The sequence below is a fragment of the Streptomyces noursei genome, assembly GCF_016917755.1.
GTDB lineage: Bacteria > Actinomycetota > Actinomycetes > Streptomycetales > Streptomycetaceae > Streptomyces > Streptomyces yunnanensis.
Map to the genome: position 1 here is coordinate 2,819,121 of NZ_CP070326.1, position 16,418 is coordinate 2,835,538.

At 66.5% G+C, this 16,418-nt stretch carries 9 protein-coding genes, 3 rRNA genes and 1 pseudogene; 7 read left to right on the forward strand and 6 right to left on the reverse strand.

The annotated features are described in order from the left end of the window. Positions 1–121 precede the first annotated feature (121 nt). From JNO44_RS12470 to JNO44_RS12485, 4 genes are read left to right on the forward strand one after another with little or no spacing between them, the layout of a single operon-like run. Entirely contained in the window at positions 122–1,708 is a 1,587-nt protein-coding gene (locus tag JNO44_RS12470) for a pyridoxal phosphate-dependent decarboxylase family protein (RefSeq protein WP_205363965.1), read from the forward strand. Between the two features lie 38 nt (positions 1,709–1,746). Continuing rightward, positions 1,747–3,072: a lysine N(6)-hydroxylase/L-ornithine N(5)-oxygenase family protein gene (locus tag JNO44_RS12475; RefSeq protein ID WP_205363967.1), complete on the forward strand. Its 1,326-nt coding sequence runs from the start codon at positions 1,747–1,749 to the stop codon at positions 3,070–3,072. Then, positions 3,069–3,635 carry a GNAT family N-acetyltransferase gene (locus tag JNO44_RS12480; RefSeq protein ID WP_205363969.1) on the forward strand — a complete coding sequence of 189 codons (567 nt, stop codon included), beginning with the start codon at positions 3,069–3,071 and terminating at the stop codon, positions 3,633–3,635. Before JNO44_RS12475 ends, JNO44_RS12480 begins: the two co-directional genes overlap by 4 nt. Continuing rightward, positions 3,635–5,440 (forward strand): IucA/IucC family protein, encoded by a 1,806-nt coding sequence (locus tag JNO44_RS12485; RefSeq protein WP_205363971.1) that lies wholly within the window; start codon positions 3,635–3,637, stop codon positions 5,438–5,440. Before JNO44_RS12480 ends, JNO44_RS12485 begins: the two co-directional genes overlap by 1 nt. Before the next feature lie 68 nt (positions 5,441–5,508). Here JNO44_RS12485 and JNO44_RS12490 read toward each other — a convergent pair whose 3' ends face one another. From JNO44_RS12490 to JNO44_RS12515, 6 genes and pseudogenes are all read right to left on the reverse strand, one after another. Beyond that, the gene (locus tag JNO44_RS12490; protein ID WP_205369717.1) at positions 5,509–6,288 is read right to left on the reverse strand and encodes a tetratricopeptide repeat protein; all 780 of its coding nucleotides are present in this window, start codon (positions 6,286–6,288) and stop codon (positions 5,509–5,511) included. Between the two features lie 99 nt (positions 6,289–6,387). Then, positions 6,388–7,299 (reverse strand): annotated as a pseudogene (locus tag JNO44_RS45140) (hypothetical protein); the annotation flags it as partial. 125 nt (positions 7,300–7,424) lie between these two features. Next, positions 7,425–7,541: ribosomal RNA gene (rrf, locus tag JNO44_RS12500) — 5S ribosomal RNA — on the reverse strand. Positions 7,542–7,680: 139 nt separating this feature from the next. Then, positions 7,681–10,803, reverse strand: a 23S ribosomal RNA gene (locus JNO44_RS12505). Between the two features lie 306 nt (positions 10,804–11,109). Then, positions 11,110–12,638, reverse strand: a 16S ribosomal RNA gene (locus tag JNO44_RS12510). The 16S, 23S and 5S rRNA genes sit together here, the layout of an rRNA operon. 619 nt (positions 12,639–13,257) lie before the next feature. Beyond that, positions 13,258–13,908, reverse strand: a complete 651-nt coding sequence (locus JNO44_RS12515) for a DNA-3-methyladenine glycosylase (protein WP_205363973.1) — start codon at positions 13,906–13,908, stop codon at positions 13,258–13,260. A gap of 153 nt (positions 13,909–14,061) precedes the next feature. On the opposite strand from JNO44_RS12515, the gene JNO44_RS12520 reads away from it, so the two are divergent. The 3 genes from JNO44_RS12520 (at position 14,062) to JNO44_RS12530 (ending at position 16,389) form a co-directional block, all read left to right on the forward strand. Continuing rightward, positions 14,062–14,844, forward strand: coding sequence for a sporulation protein (locus tag JNO44_RS12520; RefSeq protein ID WP_205363975.1), 783 nt, complete (start codon positions 14,062–14,064; stop codon positions 14,842–14,844). 42 nt (positions 14,845–14,886) lie between these two features. Further along, entirely contained in the window at positions 14,887–15,426 is a 540-nt protein-coding gene (locus JNO44_RS12525; protein ID WP_205363983.1) for a YbhB/YbcL family Raf kinase inhibitor-like protein, read from the forward strand. Positions 15,427–15,882: 456 nt separating this feature from the next. Further along, positions 15,883–16,389, forward strand: a complete 507-nt coding sequence (locus JNO44_RS12530) for an HNH endonuclease (protein WP_205363985.1) — start codon at positions 15,883–15,885, stop codon at positions 16,387–16,389. The last annotated feature ends 29 nt before the right edge of the window (positions 16,390–16,418 follow it).

The following is a 16,418-nucleotide window of genomic DNA, read 5'->3' on the forward strand; positions in this document are numbered from 1 at the left end:
CCCGGTGATCCAGTTAGGTTAGGCTTACCTCACTGCGTCACCGGGCGGGTCCCCCTGCCCCTGTGCACGCCTCCGCACCCTGCACAGGACGCGGTTGACCCCGCACCAGGGAGGGCACTTCATGAGTCGCCTCGAGCACCCCGCCGAGGACCCGGCCGACAGCCGCACCTATCTTCTCAACAACCGTACCGCCGACCGCTATCGCTCCGCCGTCACCGAGAGCGTCGCCCGGCTCAGCGACCGGTTCGCCACCACCGAGCGCCCCTTCACCGGCGTCTCCGTCGACGAGCTGGCGCCCACCGTCGCCGCCGTCGACCTCGACGCCCCGCTCCACGACCCGGCCGCCGCCCTCGACGAGCTGGAACGCGTCTACCTCCGCGACGCGATCTACTTCCACCACCCGCGCTACCTCGCGCACCTCAACTGCCCGGTGGTGATCCCGGCCCTCGTCGGCGAGGCGGTGCTCTCCGCCGTCAACTCCTCCCTCGACACCTGGGACCAGAGCGCCGGCGGCACCCTCATCGAACGCCGCCTGGTCGACTGGACGGCCGAGCGGATCGGCCTCGGCCCGACCGCCGACGGCATCTTCACCAGCGGCGGCAGCCAGTCCAACCTCCAGGCCATGCTGCTCGCCCGGGACGAGACCTGCCGCCGCGAACTGGCCCGCCCGGAGTCCGCCAAGTTCTCGACTCCGCTCGAACAGGGGGCACCCCCATCGGAAGGCGCCCGGCTCACCGACCTGCTCCCCCGGCTGCGCATCCTCACCTCCGCCGCCAGCCACTTCAGCATCCGTAAATCCGCCACCCTGCTCGGCATGGGCGCGGAAGCCGTCATCCCCGTCCCGGTCGACGACACCCGGCGGATGCGCACCGACGCGCTCGCCGCCGAACTGGAGCGCTGCCGCCGCGACGGCCTGATACCCATGGCGGTCGTCGCCACCGCCGGCACCACCGACTTCGGCTCCATCGACCCGCTCCCGGAGATCGCCGACCTGGCCGCCCGCCACGGCGCCTGGATGCACGTGGACGCCGCCTACGGCTGCGGCCTGCTGGTCTCCCGCCGCCGCGACCTGCTCACCGGCATCGAGCGCGCCGACTCGGTCACCGTCGACTACCACAAGTCCTTCTTCCAGCCGGTCAGTTCCAGCGCCGTCCTGGTCCGCGACCGCGCCACGCTCCGGCACGTCACCTACCACGCGGACTACCTCAACCCGCGCCGGATGGTCGAGAAGCGGATCCCCAACCAGGTCGACAAGTCGCTCCAGACCACCCGCCGCTTCGACGCCCTCAAACTCTGGCTGACCCTGCGCATCATGGGCGCCCAGGCCATCGGCGAACTCTTCGACGAGGTCATCGACCGGGCCGCCGACGCCTGGAAACTGCTGCACGACGACCCGCGCTTCGAGGTCGTGGTCGAGCCCCAGCTGAGCACCCTGGTCTTCCGCTACCTCCCCGGCGGCCCCCAGGACCCCGAGCTCACCGACCGGATCAATCTGCACGCCCGGGAGGCCCTCTTCGCCTCCGGTGACGCGATCGTCGCCGGCACCAAGGTCGACGGCCGGCACTACCTCAAGTTCACCCTGCTCAACCCGGAGACCACGCTCGACGACATCGCCACCGTCCTCGACCTGATCGCCGAGCACGCCGGCCGCTACCTGGCCGAGCAGCCCGTCGTCGACCGCCCGGCACCCGCCCTCAGCGCCCCCTGACCTCCGCACCGACCGACCATCTCCGAAGAGAGCCCCCCGTGACCGTCCCCCACGATGCCCCCTACGACTTCCTCGCCATCGGACTCGGCCCGTTCAACCTCGGCCTGGCCTGCCTGACCGCCCCCATCGACGAACTCGACGGCCTCTTCCTCGACGACCGGCCGGGCTTCGACTGGCACCCCGGCATGATGCTGGACAGCACCCACCTCCAGGTGCCGTTCATGGCCGACCTGGTCACCCTCGCCGACCCCACCTCGCCCTTCTCCTTCCTCAACTACCTGAAGGAATCGGGCCGGATGTACTCCTTCTACATCCGCGAGAACTTCTATCCGCTGCGCGCCGAGTTCAACGACTACTGCCGCTGGGCCGCCGGCAAGCTCGACTCCGTCCGCTTCTCCCACAAGGTCACCACCGTCGAGTACGACGAGCGCGCCGAGGTCTACCTCGTCCACGCCGACCACCAGGGCGAACGGCACACCTTCCGGGCCCGCAGGCTCGTCCTGGGCACCGGCACCCCGCCGCACCTCCCCGACGCCTGCCGCGACCTCGGCGGCGACGCCCTGCACAACGCCGGCTACCTGGACGCCAAGACCACCCTCCAGGCCAAGGACAGCATCACCATCGTGGGCAGCGGCCAGAGCGCCGCCGAGATCTACTACGACCTCCTCCAGGACATCGACACCCACGGCTACCACCTGACCTGGGCCACCCGCTCCCCCCGCTTCTTCCCCCTCGAATACACCAAGCTCACCCTGGAGATGACCTCCCCGGAGTACGTGGACTACTTCCACGCCCTCCCCGCCGCCACCCGCGACCACCTCAACGCCACCCAGAAGCACCTCTACAAGGGCATCGACTCGGAGCTGATCAACGACATCTTCGACCTGCTCTACCAGAAGCGCCTGGCCGGCCCGGTCCGCACCCGCCTGCTGACCAACTCCGCGCTCCAGGAGGCCCGTTACGACGAAGCCACCGGCACCTACACCCTCGGCCTGCGCCAAGAGGAGCAGGGGCGGGACTTCACCCTCGCCACCCAGGGCCTCGTCCTCGCCACCGGCTACCGCTACCGCGTCCCCGACTTCCTGGACCCGGTCCGCGACCGCATCGCCTGGGACGCCGCCGGCCGCTACGACGTCGCCCGCAACTACAGCATCGACACCACCGGCCAGGGCATCTTCGTGCAGAACGCCGAGCTGCACACCCACGGCTTCGTCACCCCCGACCTCGGCATGGCCGCCTACCGCAACTCCTGCATCATCCGCGAGCTGCTCGGCCGCGAGTACTACCCGGTCGAGAAGGCCATCGCCTTCCAGGAGTTCGCCGCCCCGGCCGGCCCGCACGACCCGATGGAGATATCCGCATGAACGCCCCCGCCTTCACCCGCACCGACCCCGCGCTGGGGGAGTTCGCCCTGCGGCCCGTCGACCCCGCCGCCGACGCCCCCGTCCTGCACTCCTGGGTCACCCACCCCAAGGCCGTCTTCTGGCTGATGCAGGACTGCGACCTGGCCGCGGTCGAGAAGGAGTTCACCCGGATCGACGCCGACCCGCACCACGACGCCCTCCTCGGCCTGCACAACGGCACCCCGGCCTTCCTCATGGAGCGCTACGACCCCGCCCACCGCGAACTGGTCGGCATCCACGCCGCCCGGCCCGGCGACGTCGGCATGCACTTCCTGACCGCCCCCACGGACACCCCCGTCCACGGCTTCACCCACGCCGTCATCACCACGGTCATGGAGAGCCTCTTCGCCGAACCCGACGTCCGGCGCGTGGTCGTCGAACCCGACACCCGCAACACCGCGGTCCACGCCCTCAACAAGGCCGTCGGCTTCGAGGTCGTCCGCACCGTCTCGCTCCCGTCCAAAGACGCCTACCTCAGCACCTGCACCCGCGAACAGTTCCTGGCCACCCGAGGAGACCGCTGATGCCCGCCCCCACCGCCCCGGAGCAGCCCGCCCAGGACGCCGTCGCCCACCTCACCCCGGAGCTGTGGTCCCGCGCCAACCGCGCCCTGGTCCGCAAGGCCCTCGCCGAGTTCGCCCACGAACGCCTGCTGACCCCCGAGCCGCTGGCCGACGACGGCCGCTACGCCGTCCACAGCGACGACGCCACCACCAGCTACCGCTTCACCGCCCGCAGACAGGCCCTCGACCACTGGCAGATCGACGCCGAGAGCATCACCCGTCACCGCGACGACGCCGAACTCCCGCTGGACGCCCTGGACTTCATCACCGAGTTCCACACGACCCTGGGCCTGTCCCCGGACGTCCTCCCGGTCTACCTGGAGGAGATCAGCTCCACCCTCTCCGGCACCGCCTACAAGCTCGCCGGCAAGGCCCCCACCGCCGCCGAACTCGCCACCGCCGACTTCCAGGCCGTCGAGACCGGCATGACCGAGGGCCACCCCTGCTTCGTCGCCAACAACGGCCGCCTCGGCTTCGGCATCCACGAGTACCACGCCTACGCCCCCGAGGCCGCCGCCCCCCTCCAGCTCCTCTGGCTGGCCGCCCACCGCGACCACAGCACCTTCACCGCCGGCGCCGACCTCGACTACGACACCCTCATCGACGCCGAGCTCCCCGCCGCGACCCGGGCCCGCTTCACCGCCACCCTCACCGACCTCGGCCTCGACCCGGACGCCTACTACTTCTTCCCCACCCACCCCTGGCAGTGGTGGAACAAGCTCTCCGTCACCTTCGCCGCCGAGGTCGCCCAGCGCCGCCTGGTCTGCCTGGGCCCCGGCGACGACCAGTACCTCGCCCAGCAGTCCATCCGCACCTTCTTCAACACCACCCAGCCCACCCGGCACTACGTCAAAACCGCCCTGTCGGTCCTCAACATGGGCTTCATGCGCGGCCTGTCCGCCTCCTACATGGAAGCCACCCCGGCCATCAACGACTGGCTGGCCCGCCTGATCGACGCCGACGACACCTTCCGCGCCGCCCGCTTCTCGATCATCCGCGAGCGCGCCGCCATCGGCTACCACCACCGCCAGTACGAGGCCGCCACCGACAAGGGCTCCCCGTACCGCAAGATGCTCGCCGCCCTCTGGCGCGAGAGCCCGGTCCCCACCCTCGAACCGGGCCAGCGGCTGGCCACCATGGCCTCCCTCCTCCACGTGGACCGGGACGGCGACTCCTTCGCCGCCGCCCTCGTCGCGGAATCCGGCCTGGCCCCCGAAGCCTGGCTCCGCCGCTACCTCGACGGCTACCTCACCCCGGTCCTGCACGCCTTCTACGCCTACGACCTGGTCTTCATGCCGCACGGCGAGAACGCCATCCTGGTCATCGAGGACGGCGCGGTGGCCCGAGTGATCTTCAAGGACATCGCCGAGGAGATCGCCGTGATGTCCGCCGACGCGGTCCTGCCGCCCACCGTCGAACGCATCCGCGCCGACGTCCCCGACGACAAGAAGCTGCTCTCGGTCTTCACCGACGTCTTCGACTGCTTCTTCCGCTTCCTCGGCGCCACCCTCGCCGACCGCGGCGTCCTCGGCGAGGACACCTTCTGGCGCACCGTCGCCGCCACCGTCACCGACTACCAGGCGGCCCACCCCGAACTCGCCGACAAGTTCGCCGAGTACGACATGTTCGCCCCCGAGTTCGCCCTCTCCTGCCTCAACCGCCTCCAGCTGCGCAACAACCAGCAGATGGTCGACCTCCAGGACCCCGCCGGCGCCCTCCAGCTCATCGGCACCCTGCACAACCCCATCGCCCCCTACGCCCCCTGACCCCACCCCCGCACGCCATACGAAGAAGGGCGGACCCGCACCGGGTCCGCCCTTCTCTCGTCACTCAGCTACTCGGTCTTCTCCGACCCGCCACCGGACTGCGCCTCACCGCCGGCCTCGGCCCGCGGCTCCTCGGCACCCTTCTCGTCCTCGTCCTCGTCCTCGTCCTCGACCAGCGCATCGGTGAACTGCACGCCGTCCATCTCGGCCAGCCGGTCCGAGGCATCCGTGGTACCGGCCTGATCTGCCTCCAGCGCCTTGGCGAACCAGTCCCGCGCCTCGCCCTCGCGCCCGACCTCCAACAGCGCGTCCGCGTACGCGTACCGCAGCCGCGCGGTCCACGGGTGCACCGCGTTCGACGCCAGCTCGGGGCTCTGCAGCGTCACCACGGCAGCGTCCGCCTGCCCCAGGTCCCGCCGGGCCCCGGCCGCGACCAGCCGCATCTCGACCTGCCCGGCCCGGTCCAGCTTCTGCACCTCCGGCTCACCGGCCATCGCCAGCGCCTTCTCCGGCCGACCGAGTCCCCGCTCGCAGTCCGCCATGAGGGGCCACAGCTCCGCGCTGCCGGTCATCCGTCGCGCCGCCCGGAACTCCTTCAGCGCCTCGGCGTACTTGCCGGTCCCGTACGCCGCGAAGCCGGCGGCCTCACGCACCGCCGCGACCCGGGACGCCAGCCGCAGCGCGACCCGCGCGTACCCGTACGCCTTCTCCGGCTCCTCGTCGAGCAGCCGCGCGACCATCACCAGGTTCTTGGCGACGTCCTCGGCCAGCGTCTTCGGCAGGCTCTGCAGCTCCTGCCGCACCGCCTTGTCGATCTCCTCACCGGTCACGTCCTCCGGGATCGGCAGCCGCTTGATCGGCTCCCGGTCCCGGTCGTAGTCCCGACGGTCGTCCCGACGCTGCCCGTCCCGACGGTCGTCCCGGCGGTCGTCCCGGCCGCGCCCACCGCCGTACGGCCGCCGCGCCCCGCGCTCATCATCTCGCCGGAAACCACCACGGTCGTCACGCCGCGGCCCCCGATCGTCCCGCCGGAACCCGCCCCGGTCATCATCACGCCGGAACCCGCCGCGCTCGCCGCGGTCGTCCCGACGCTCGTCACGCCGGAACCCGCCGCGCTCGTCGTCCCGACGGAAGCCACCGCGCTCGTCGTCCCGACGCGGCGCCCGCGAACGGTCATCCCGCCGGAACCCACCGCGGTCATCCCGCTCATCACGCCGGAACCCACCACGGTCGTCCCGCCGCGGCCCCCGATCGTCCCGCCGGAACCCGCCCCGGTCGCCCCGGTCGTCGCGGCGCTCGTCACGCCGGAAACCGCCACGGTCGTCCCGCTCATCACGTCGGAAACCGCCACGGTCATCACGACGCTCGGGCCGCTCGTCCCGCCGGAACCCGCCGCGCTCGCCCCGGTCGTCCCGACGCTCGTCGCGCCGGAAACCACCGCGCTCGCCCCGGTCGCCCCGGTCGTCGCGGCGCTCGTCACGGCGGAAACCGCCACGGTCGTCGCGACGCTCGGCACCGCCCCGATCGTCCCGCCGGAACCCGCCCCGGTCGCCCCGGTCGTCCCGACGCTCGTCACGCCGGAAACCACCGCGGTCGTCGCGGCGCTCGCCACTGGCACGGTCGTCCCGACGGAACCCACCGCGGTAACCGCCCCGGTCACCGCGGTCGCCCCGCTCACCGCGGTCGTCGCGCCGGAAACCACCGCGCTCACCACCACGGTTGTCTCGGTTGTCGCGGCTGTCGCGGTTGTCCCTGCTGTCGCGCCGCGGCCCACGGTCGTCCCGCCGGAAACCACCACGGTCACCGCCGTCGCGCCTCGGCCGGCGCTCCGAACGATCGTCGGAAGGGTTGGTGGACATCGACGTGACTCCTGTCTTCGGTACTTCATTCATTCTCACGCACCGACCCGTTCGGCGCGCTTCGGCAAAACAAAAGGACCCTTGGTCCCAGCGTGAACGCTGGGACCAAGGGTCCTTGAAAAATTGTTCGGCGGCGTCCTACTCTCCCACAGGGTCCCCCCTGCAGTACCATCGGCGCTGAAAGGCTTAGCTTCCGGGTTCGGAATGTAACCGGGCGTTTCCCTAACGCTATAACCACCGAAACCCATTCGGGTTCAAGCGAACAAGCACACTCTTCAGTTAAAGAAGTGGAACCGTCACCCCGCGGAACGGGATACCAGTTCGTGTACCGACGCTGCGACTGTTCGCAACCCGGGAACAACACAGTGGACGCGAGCAACTGAGGACAAGCCCTCGGCCTATTAGTACCAGTCAACTCCACACCTTACGGCGCTTCCATATCTGGCCTATCAACCCAGTCATCTACTGGGAGCCTTACCCCATCAAGTGGGTGGGAGCCCTCATCTCGAAGCAGGCTTCCCGCTTAGATGCTTTCAGCGGTTATCCTTTCCGAACGTAGCCAACCAGCCATGCCCTTGGCAGAACAACTGGCACACCAGAGGTCCGTCCGTCCCGGTCCTCTCGTACTAGGGACAGCCCTTCTCAAGACTCCTACGCGCGCAGCGGATAGGGACCGAACTGTCTCACGACGTTCTAAACCCAGCTCGCGTACCGCTTTAATGGGCGAACAGCCCAACCCTTGGGACCGACTCCAGCCCCAGGATGCGACGAGCCGACATCGAGGTGCCAAACCATCCCGTCGATATGGACTCTTGGGGAAGATCAGCCTGTTATCCCCGGGGTACCTTTTATCCGTTGAGCGACGGCGCTTCCACAAGCCACCGCCGGATCACTAGTCCCTACTTTCGTACCTGCTCGACCCGTCAGTCTCACAGTCAAGCTCCCTTGTGCACTTACACTCAACACCTGATTACCAACCAGGCTGAGGGAACCTTTGGGCGCCTCCGTTACCCTTTAGGAGGCAACCGCCCCAGTTAAACTACCCACCAGACACTGTCCCTGATCCGGATCACGGACCCAGGTTAGACATCCAGCACGACCAGAGTGGTATTTCAACAACGACTCCACACCAACTGGCGTTGGCGCTTCAAAGTCTCCCACCTATCCTACACAAGCCGAACCGAACACCAATATCAAGCTATAGTAAAGGTCCCGGGGTCTTTCCGTCCTGCTGCGCGAAACGAGCATCTTTACTCGTAATGCAATTTCACCGGGCCTATGGTTGAGACAGTCGAGAAGTCGTTACGCCATTCGTGCAGGTCGGAACTTACCCGACAAGGAATTTCGCTACCTTAGGATGGTTATAGTTACCACCGCCGTTTACTGGCGCTTAAGTTCTCAGCTTCGCCCCACCGAAATGGAGCTAACCGGTCCCCTTAACGTTCCAGCACCGGGCAGGCGTCAGTCCGTATACATCGCCTTACGGCTTCGCACGGACCTGTGTTTTTAGTAAACAGTCGCTTCTCGCTGGTCTCTGCGGCCACCCCCAGCTCACCGTGTAAAACGGATCACCAGAAATGGCCCCCCTTCTCCCGAAGTTACGGGGGCATTTTGCCGAGTTCCTTAACCATAGTTCACCCGAACGCCTCGGTATTCTCTACCTGACCACCTGAGTCGGTTTAGGGTACGGGCCGCCTTGAAACTCACTAGAGGCTTTTCTCGACAGCATAGGATCATCCACTTCACCACAATCGGCTCGGCATCAGGTCTCAGCCTTAACGTGCGACGGATTTACCTACCACACGGCCTACACCCTTACCCCGGGACAACCACCGCCCGGGCTGGACTACCTTCCTGCGTCACCCCATCGCTTACCTACTACAAGTCTGGTCCGTCGGCTCCACCACTCCCCTCAACTCCGAAGAGATCAGGGCGGCTTCACGGACTTAGCATCGCCTGATTCAGTATTGGGCGCTTCAAAGCGGGTACCGGAATATCAACCGGTTGTCCATCGACTACGCCTGTCGGCCTCGCCTTAGGTCCCGACTTACCCTGGGCAGATCAGCTTGACCCAGGAACCCTTAGTCAATCGGCGCAAGAGTTTCCCACTCTTGTATCGCTACTCATGCCTGCATTCTCACTCGTGAACCGTCCACAACTCGTTTCCACGGCTGCTTCACCCGGCACACGACGCTCCCCTACCCATCACGATCCCCGTTGGGGGTAATACCGCAATGACACGACTTCGGCGGTGTACTTGAGCCCCGCTACATTGTCGGCGCGGAATCACTTGACCAGTGAGCTATTACGCACTCTTTCAAGGGTGGCTGCTTCTAAGCCAACCTCCTGGTTGTCTCTGCGACTCCACATCCTTTCCCACTTAGCACACGCTTAGGGGCCTTAGTCGATGCTCTGGGCTGTTTCCCTCTCGACCATGGAGCTTATCCCCCACAGTCTCACTGCCGCGCTCTCACTTACCGGCATTCGGAGTTTGGCTAAGGTCAGTAACCCGGTAGGGCCCATCGCCTATCCAGTGCTCTACCTCCGGCAAGAAACACACGACGCTGCACCTAAATGCATTTCGGGGAGAACCAGCTATCACGGAGTTTGATTGGCCTTTCACCCCTAACCACAGGTCATCCCCCAGGTTTTCAACCCTGGTGGGTTCGGTCCTCCACGAAGTCTTACCTCCGCTTCAACCTGCCCATGGCTAGATCACTCCGCTTCGGGTCTTGAGCATGCTACTCCAACGCCCTATTCGGACTCGCTTTCGCTACGGCTTCCCCACACGGGTTAACCTCGCAACATACCGCAAACTCGCAGGCTCATTCTTCAAAAGGCACGCAGTCACGACGCAAAGAACAAGTCTCTGCGCGACGCTCCCACGGCTTGTAGGCACACGGTTTCAGGTACTATTTCACTCCGCTCCCGCGGTACTTTTCACCATTCCCTCACGGTACTATCCGCTATCGGTCACCAGGGAATATTTAGGCTTAACGGGTGGTCCCGCCAGATTCACACGGGATTTCTCGGGCCCCGTGCTACTTGGGTGTCTCTCAAGCAAGCCGCTGACGTTTCAGCTACGGGGGTCTTACCCTCTACGCCGGACCTTTCGCATGTCCTTCGCCTACATCAACGGTTTCTAACTCGCCCTGCCGCCGGCAGACGACAGAAGAGAGATCCCACAACCCCAACCACGCAACCCCTGCCGGGTATCACACGTGACTGGTTTGGCCTCATCCAGTTTCGCTCGCCACTACTCCCGGAATCACGGTTGTTTTCTCTTCCTGCGGGTACTGAGATGTTTCACTTCCCCGCGTTCCCTCCACACTGCCTATGTGTTCAGCAGCGGGTGACAGCCCATGACGACTGCCGGGTTTCCCCATTCGGACACCCCCGGATCAAAGCTCGGTTGACAGCTCCCCGGGGCCTATCGCGGCCTCCCACGTCCTTCATCGGTTCCTGGTGCCAAGGCATCCACCGTGCGCCCTTAAAAACTTGGCCACAGATGCTCGCGTCCACTGTGCAGTTCTCAAACAACGACCAGCCACCCACCACCCCAACCCGAAGGCTGAGTTCACTGGGACCGGCATCGCGAAGGTTCAGACCATAGTCCGCACCCTCAGATACCCAACAGCGTGCCCGACCCGACCAGATGAGACCCTGCGTTCCACGCCGAAGCAGTACTAACAGTCCTCACACCAATCGCGCCGAATAGTCAACGTTCCACCCATGAGCAACCAGCATCAGACACTCGCTGATGTACTGGCCTCTGACCAAGCACAAAGCTCGGTAAGAAATGCTCCTTAGAAAGGAGGTGATCCAGCCGCACCTTCCGGTACGGCTACCTTGTTACGACTTCGTCCCAATCGCCAGTCCCACCTTCGACGATTCCCTCCCACAAGGGGTTGGGCCACCGGCTTCGGGTGTTACCGACTTTCGTGACGTGACGGGCGGTGTGTACAAGGCCCGGGAACGTATTCACCGCAGCAATGCTGATCTGCGATTACTAGCAACTCCGACTTCATGGGGTCGAGTTGCAGACCCCAATCCGAACTGAGACCGGCTTTTTGAGATTCGCTCCACCTCACGGCATCGCAGCTCATTGTACCGGCCATTGTAGCACGTGTGCAGCCCAAGACATAAGGGGCATGATGACTTGACGTCGTCCCCACCTTCCTCCGAGTTGACCCCGGCAGTCTCCTGTGAGTCCCCATCACCCCGAAAGGCATGCTGGCAACACAGAACAAGGGTTGCGCTCGTTGCGGGACTTAACCCAACATCTCACGACACGAGCTGACGACAGCCATGCACCACCTGTACACCGACCACAAGGGGGGCACTATCTCTAATGCTTTCCGGTGTATGTCAAGCCTTGGTAAGGTTCTTCGCGTTGCGTCGAATTAAGCCACATGCTCCGCTGCTTGTGCGGGCCCCCGTCAATTCCTTTGAGTTTTAGCCTTGCGGCCGTACTCCCCAGGCGGGGAACTTAATGCGTTAGCTGCGGCACGGACGACGTGGAATGTCGCCCACACCTAGTTCCCAACGTTTACGGCGTGGACTACCAGGGTATCTAATCCTGTTCGCTCCCCACGCTTTCGCTCCTCAGCGTCAGTATCGGCCCAGAGATCCGCCTTCGCCACCGGTGTTCCTCCTGATATCTGCGCATTTCACCGCTACACCAGGAATTCCGATCTCCCCTACCGAACTCTAGCCTGCCCGTATCGAATGCAGACCCGGGGTTAAGCCCCGGGCTTTCACATCCGACGTGACAAGCCGCCTACGAGCTCTTTACGCCCAATAATTCCGGACAACGCTCGCGCCCTACGTATTACCGCGGCTGCTGGCACGTAGTTAGCCGGCGCTTCTTCTGCAGGTACCGTCACTCTCGCTTCTTCCCTGCTGAAAGAGGTTTACAACCCGAAGGCCGTCATCCCTCACGCGGCGTCGCTGCATCAGGCTTTCGCCCATTGTGCAATATTCCCCACTGCTGCCTCCCGTAGGAGTCTGGGCCGTGTCTCAGTCCCAGTGTGGCCGGTCGCCCTCTCAGGCCGGCTACCCGTCGTCGCCTTGGTGAGCCACTACCTCACCAACAAGCTGATAGGCCGCGGGCTCATCCTTCACCGCCGGAGCTTTCCACACGGAGATCATGCGACCCCGTGTCATATCCGGTATTAGACCCCGTTTCCAGGGCTTGTCCCAGAGTGAAGGGCAGATTGCCCACGTGTTACTCACCCGTTCGCCACTAATCCCCGACCGAAGCCGGTTCATCGTTCGACTTGCATGTGTTAAGCACGCCGCCAGCGTTCGTCCTGAGCCAGGATCAAACTCTCCGTGAATGCTTACCGGTAATCCGGTATCAACACTCGCGTTGAGCGGAACCACAAGGAGGAATAATCCTCGCGGTTCACAGCGTCCTCGCTGTGCGCCTCCCAAAGCTATTGGAAGGACTTTTCAAAGGAACCTCATCTCCAAGATGGAGACGGGGTATCAACATATCTGGCGTTGACTTTTGGCACGCTGTTGAGTTCTCAAGGAACGGACGCTTCCTTCGGCCACCCTCTCGGGCTTCCTCCGGGCGCTTCCCTTCGGTCTTGCGTCTCCGACTCTATCAGATCCTTTCGGCTCCGATTTTCGCCGGTGCGATTCGGCCTTTCGGCTTCCTCGCGGTTCCGACTTTACCAGATCCTTTTTCGCTTCCGGGCCGCTTCCCGAGGGGCGCTACCGGCTTCGAATTCGGTTCCGATTTTCGTCGGAGGGGTTCGCCTTTCGGCGTGATCACTACTTTAGCGGCTTTTCCTGACGACTCATAATCGAGCCGATCGGGGTGAATTTCGGCAACGCCGAAAAAACCCGCCAGGGAGTCGTTCGAAGTAGTGGTGGTGCCGCCTCGGGTGTGCAGATAGCACTGCCCGGGTTCAGCGGCTCGGGATACGTTAGGCGTTTGGCGGGACAGAGTCAAGTCGTCGTGGCGGTGCGTCGCCTGGGCGTGTGGGGGCGATAGGGACTGACGGTGGCGTCACCGTCGATCCAGTAGCGCCACGGGTGGTCGGCACCGTCGCCGCCGACGCCGGTGCGGGGACCGTTGCGCACCCGATCGCGCGGGGCGGGGGTGCCGTGGAGGATCGTGAGCGGGCTGTGGGCCGGGGCGCAGACGTCGACGCCGTCCAGGGAGCGGTCGATGTCGAGGGCGGTGGCCAGCCGGGCCGGGCCCTTGGCGAGCTCGTCGGTATTGCGCGCCTTGGGGCGGCGGCCGGCGGCCAGGGGCGCGCCGGTGAGGATCTCGCCGGCGCGCAGCAGGACCGCGCCGGCCTTGCCCTCGGGACCGCAGACCAGGTTGATGCTGAACCACATGCCGTAGATGAAGTAGACGTACGCGTGGCCGGGCGGGCCGTACATCGTGGCGTTGCGGGCGGTACGGCCACGGTAGGCGTGGGAGCCGGGGTCGGACTCGCCGTCGTACGCCTCGACCTCGGTGAGGCGGAGTTCGATCGGGCCGGCGGGGCTGTGACGTACCAGGGTGCGGCCGAGCAGGTCCGGGGCGACGTCCAGGACGGGGCGGTCGAAGAAGTCGCGCGGGAGGGGGGTTCGGCCCGGTACGTCGGTCATGGATCCCGAGCGTAGTGGAGGGGCGCGGGTGGGCGACGGGGCGGTTTGAGCGGTTGTGGAAACGGAATTGGGTCGATCGGTTCGGGGTGCGTAAGGATCGGGCCACGATCGGCCGGCGGTACGGGGCGCGGATTGCGTCAGGGGAGGGCGAGCATGGGGTTCAAGAAGTTGCTGGCGAGTCTGGGGGCCGGGGGCGCGTCCGTGGAGACGGTGCTCTTCGAGGAGAACGTGGTGCCCGGCGGGGTGGTGCAGGGGGAGGTCCGGCTCCGGGGCGGGTCGGTGCCGCAGGCGATCCAGGGGCTGTCCGTCGGGCTGCAGGCGCGGGTGGAGGTCGAGCGCGGGGACGAGGAAGTCAGGCGGGACGTCGCATTCGCCCGGCTGCAGTTGGGCGGGGCGTTCGAGGTGCAGGCGGGGGCCGTGCACACGGTGCCGTTCGGGCTGGAGATCCCCTGGGAGACGCCGATGACCACCTTCCCGGGGCATCCGCTGCCCGGGGTGAGCGTGGGGGTGACGACCGACCTGGCGATCGCGCGGGCGGTGGACTCCAGTGATCTCGACCCGGTACAGGTGCACCCGCTGCCGGCGCAGCAGGCGGTCCTGGACGCCTTCGGGCGGCTCGGGTTCCGGTTCAAGACGGCGGACCTGGAGCAGGGGCGGATCCACGGGACACGTCAGCAACTTCCCTTCTACCAGGAGATCGAGTTCTCGGCGCCGCCGCAGTACCGCGGGCTGAGCGAGGTCGAGCTGTCCTTCGTGGCGGACGACCGGGAGATGGACGTGGTGCTGGAGATGGACAAGAAGCCGGGGCTGTTCAGCGAGGGGTCGGACACCTACCGGTCGTTCACGGTGGGGCTGCACGACTTCGAGGGGACCGACTGGGCCGGTTATCTCAACCACTGGCTGGCCGAGGTCGGCGGGCGGCGCAACTGGCTCTAACCTGGCCGGACAGAGTGTCAGCAAGCGACCAGGAGGTCCGAGGTGTCCGAGCTGAAGCGGCGGCCGCTCCCGCACGATTTCCACCCGCCGGTGGCGGAGTTCACCGTGGTGAGCGAGGAGGTGGAGCCGGGCGGGACGCTCCGGCCGGAGCAGGTCCACGCCGCGGGGAACCGCTCGCCGCAGCTGCGGTGGGCGGGTGCTCCCGCGGGGACCAGGAGCTATGCCGTCACCTGCTACGACCCGGACGCGCCGACCGGCAGCGGGTTCTGGCACTGGGTGCTGTTCGACATCCCGGCGTCGGTGACGGAGCTGCCGGCCGGGGCGGGCAGCGGTGACATGAAGGGGCTCCCCGAGGGTGCCGTGCACGTCCGCAACGACTACGGGACGCGGGACTTCGGCGGTGCGGCGCCGCCGCCCGGTGACGGTCCGCACCGCTATGTGTTCACCGTGTACGCGGTGGACCAGGAGAAGTTGGGTCCGGACGCGGACGTCTCGCCCGCGGTGGTCGGCTTCAACCTGCGGTTCCACGCGATCGGGCGGGCCCAGCTGATCGGCGAGTACGAGGTGCCCGCCGCCGGCTGACGACGGTACCGGCCGGGCCGTCGGGCCCGGGAGAAATGCGTTGCGCCCCGGCGCTCCCCGCGCGCACAGTGGTACGCGTGCCGCCGCCTCCACGAGGCGGCGGGCAGCTGGTACCACCGTGGGCGGGAGTGCTGGGGCGCAGGTGTGTTCGCCCCCTCCCCCCGTGCCTCAGGAGCGCGGGAGGGTGCCCCGTCCGGAGTCCGCACGCGCCGGACGTCCGTACCGGCTGTCGTTCGCTCCGGGTTCCGTGTGTCACGGGGGACGGGACTCGGAGCGCACCCTTTTGTGTGCCTCTGCGGCGCCCCCGCCGTCGCTGCGGCACACCTCTTCTTCACCCTGCCCTCACCCGCCATTTCCCTTGTGGCACACGGAAATTGCGTTGTCCGGGAAATACCTGCCCCTGCACAGTGGAGCCACTTCGCCACGGCGGCGATCAGGGTCCGGGAGGTGGACGGGATGCGCGAGACGCTGGTGCTGAATGCGAGCTTCGAGCCGCTGGCGACGGTGTCGCTGCGGCGTGCGGTGGTGCTGGTCATGCAGGACAAGGCGGTCGTCGAGCACGCCCACCCGGGGATGCGGATCCGGGCGGCGTCGGTGGACGTACCGGTGCCGCGGGTGATCAGGCTCAGCAGGTTCGTCCGGGTACCGTTCCGAAGACAGGCGTCGTGGTCCCGGCGCGGGGTACTCGCCCGTGACCAGCACCGATGCGCGTACTGCGGGAAGCGGGCGACGACCGTGGACCACGTGCTGCCGCGGTCGCACGGCGGTGGGGACACCTGGCTGAATACCGTCGCTTCGTGTGCGGTGGACAACCACCGCAAGGCGGACCGGACGCCGGAGCAGGCGGGGATGCGGCTGCTCCGGCGGCCCTTCGTGCCGACGCCGGCGGACGCCCTGGTGTCGGCCCTGGGGGTGTCCGCGCGGGACGAGCTGCCGGAGTGGCTGGGAGCGCTCCCGGCGTAGCGCCGCGGGCGGCTGGCCGACCGGCCGGC

Coding starts and splice junctions, on each gene's coding strand:
- JNO44_RS12470 (WP_205363965.1), top strand. CDS start 122: ATGAGTCGCCTCGAGCACCCCGCCGAGGACCCGGCCGACAGCCGCACC.
- JNO44_RS12515 (WP_205363973.1), bottom strand. CDS start 13,908: ATGACCGACGTACCGGGCCGAACCCCCCTCCCGCGCGACTTCTTCGAC.
- JNO44_RS12480 (WP_205363969.1), top strand. CDS start 3,069: ATGAACGCCCCCGCCTTCACCCGCACCGACCCCGCGCTGGGGGAGTTC.
- JNO44_RS12520 (WP_205363975.1), top strand. CDS start 14,062: ATGGGGTTCAAGAAGTTGCTGGCGAGTCTGGGGGCCGGGGGCGCGTCC.
- JNO44_RS12530 (WP_205363985.1), top strand. CDS start 15,883: ATGCGCGAGACGCTGGTGCTGAATGCGAGCTTCGAGCCGCTGGCGACG.
- JNO44_RS12485 (WP_205363971.1), top strand. CDS start 3,635: ATGCCCGCCCCCACCGCCCCGGAGCAGCCCGCCCAGGACGCCGTCGCC.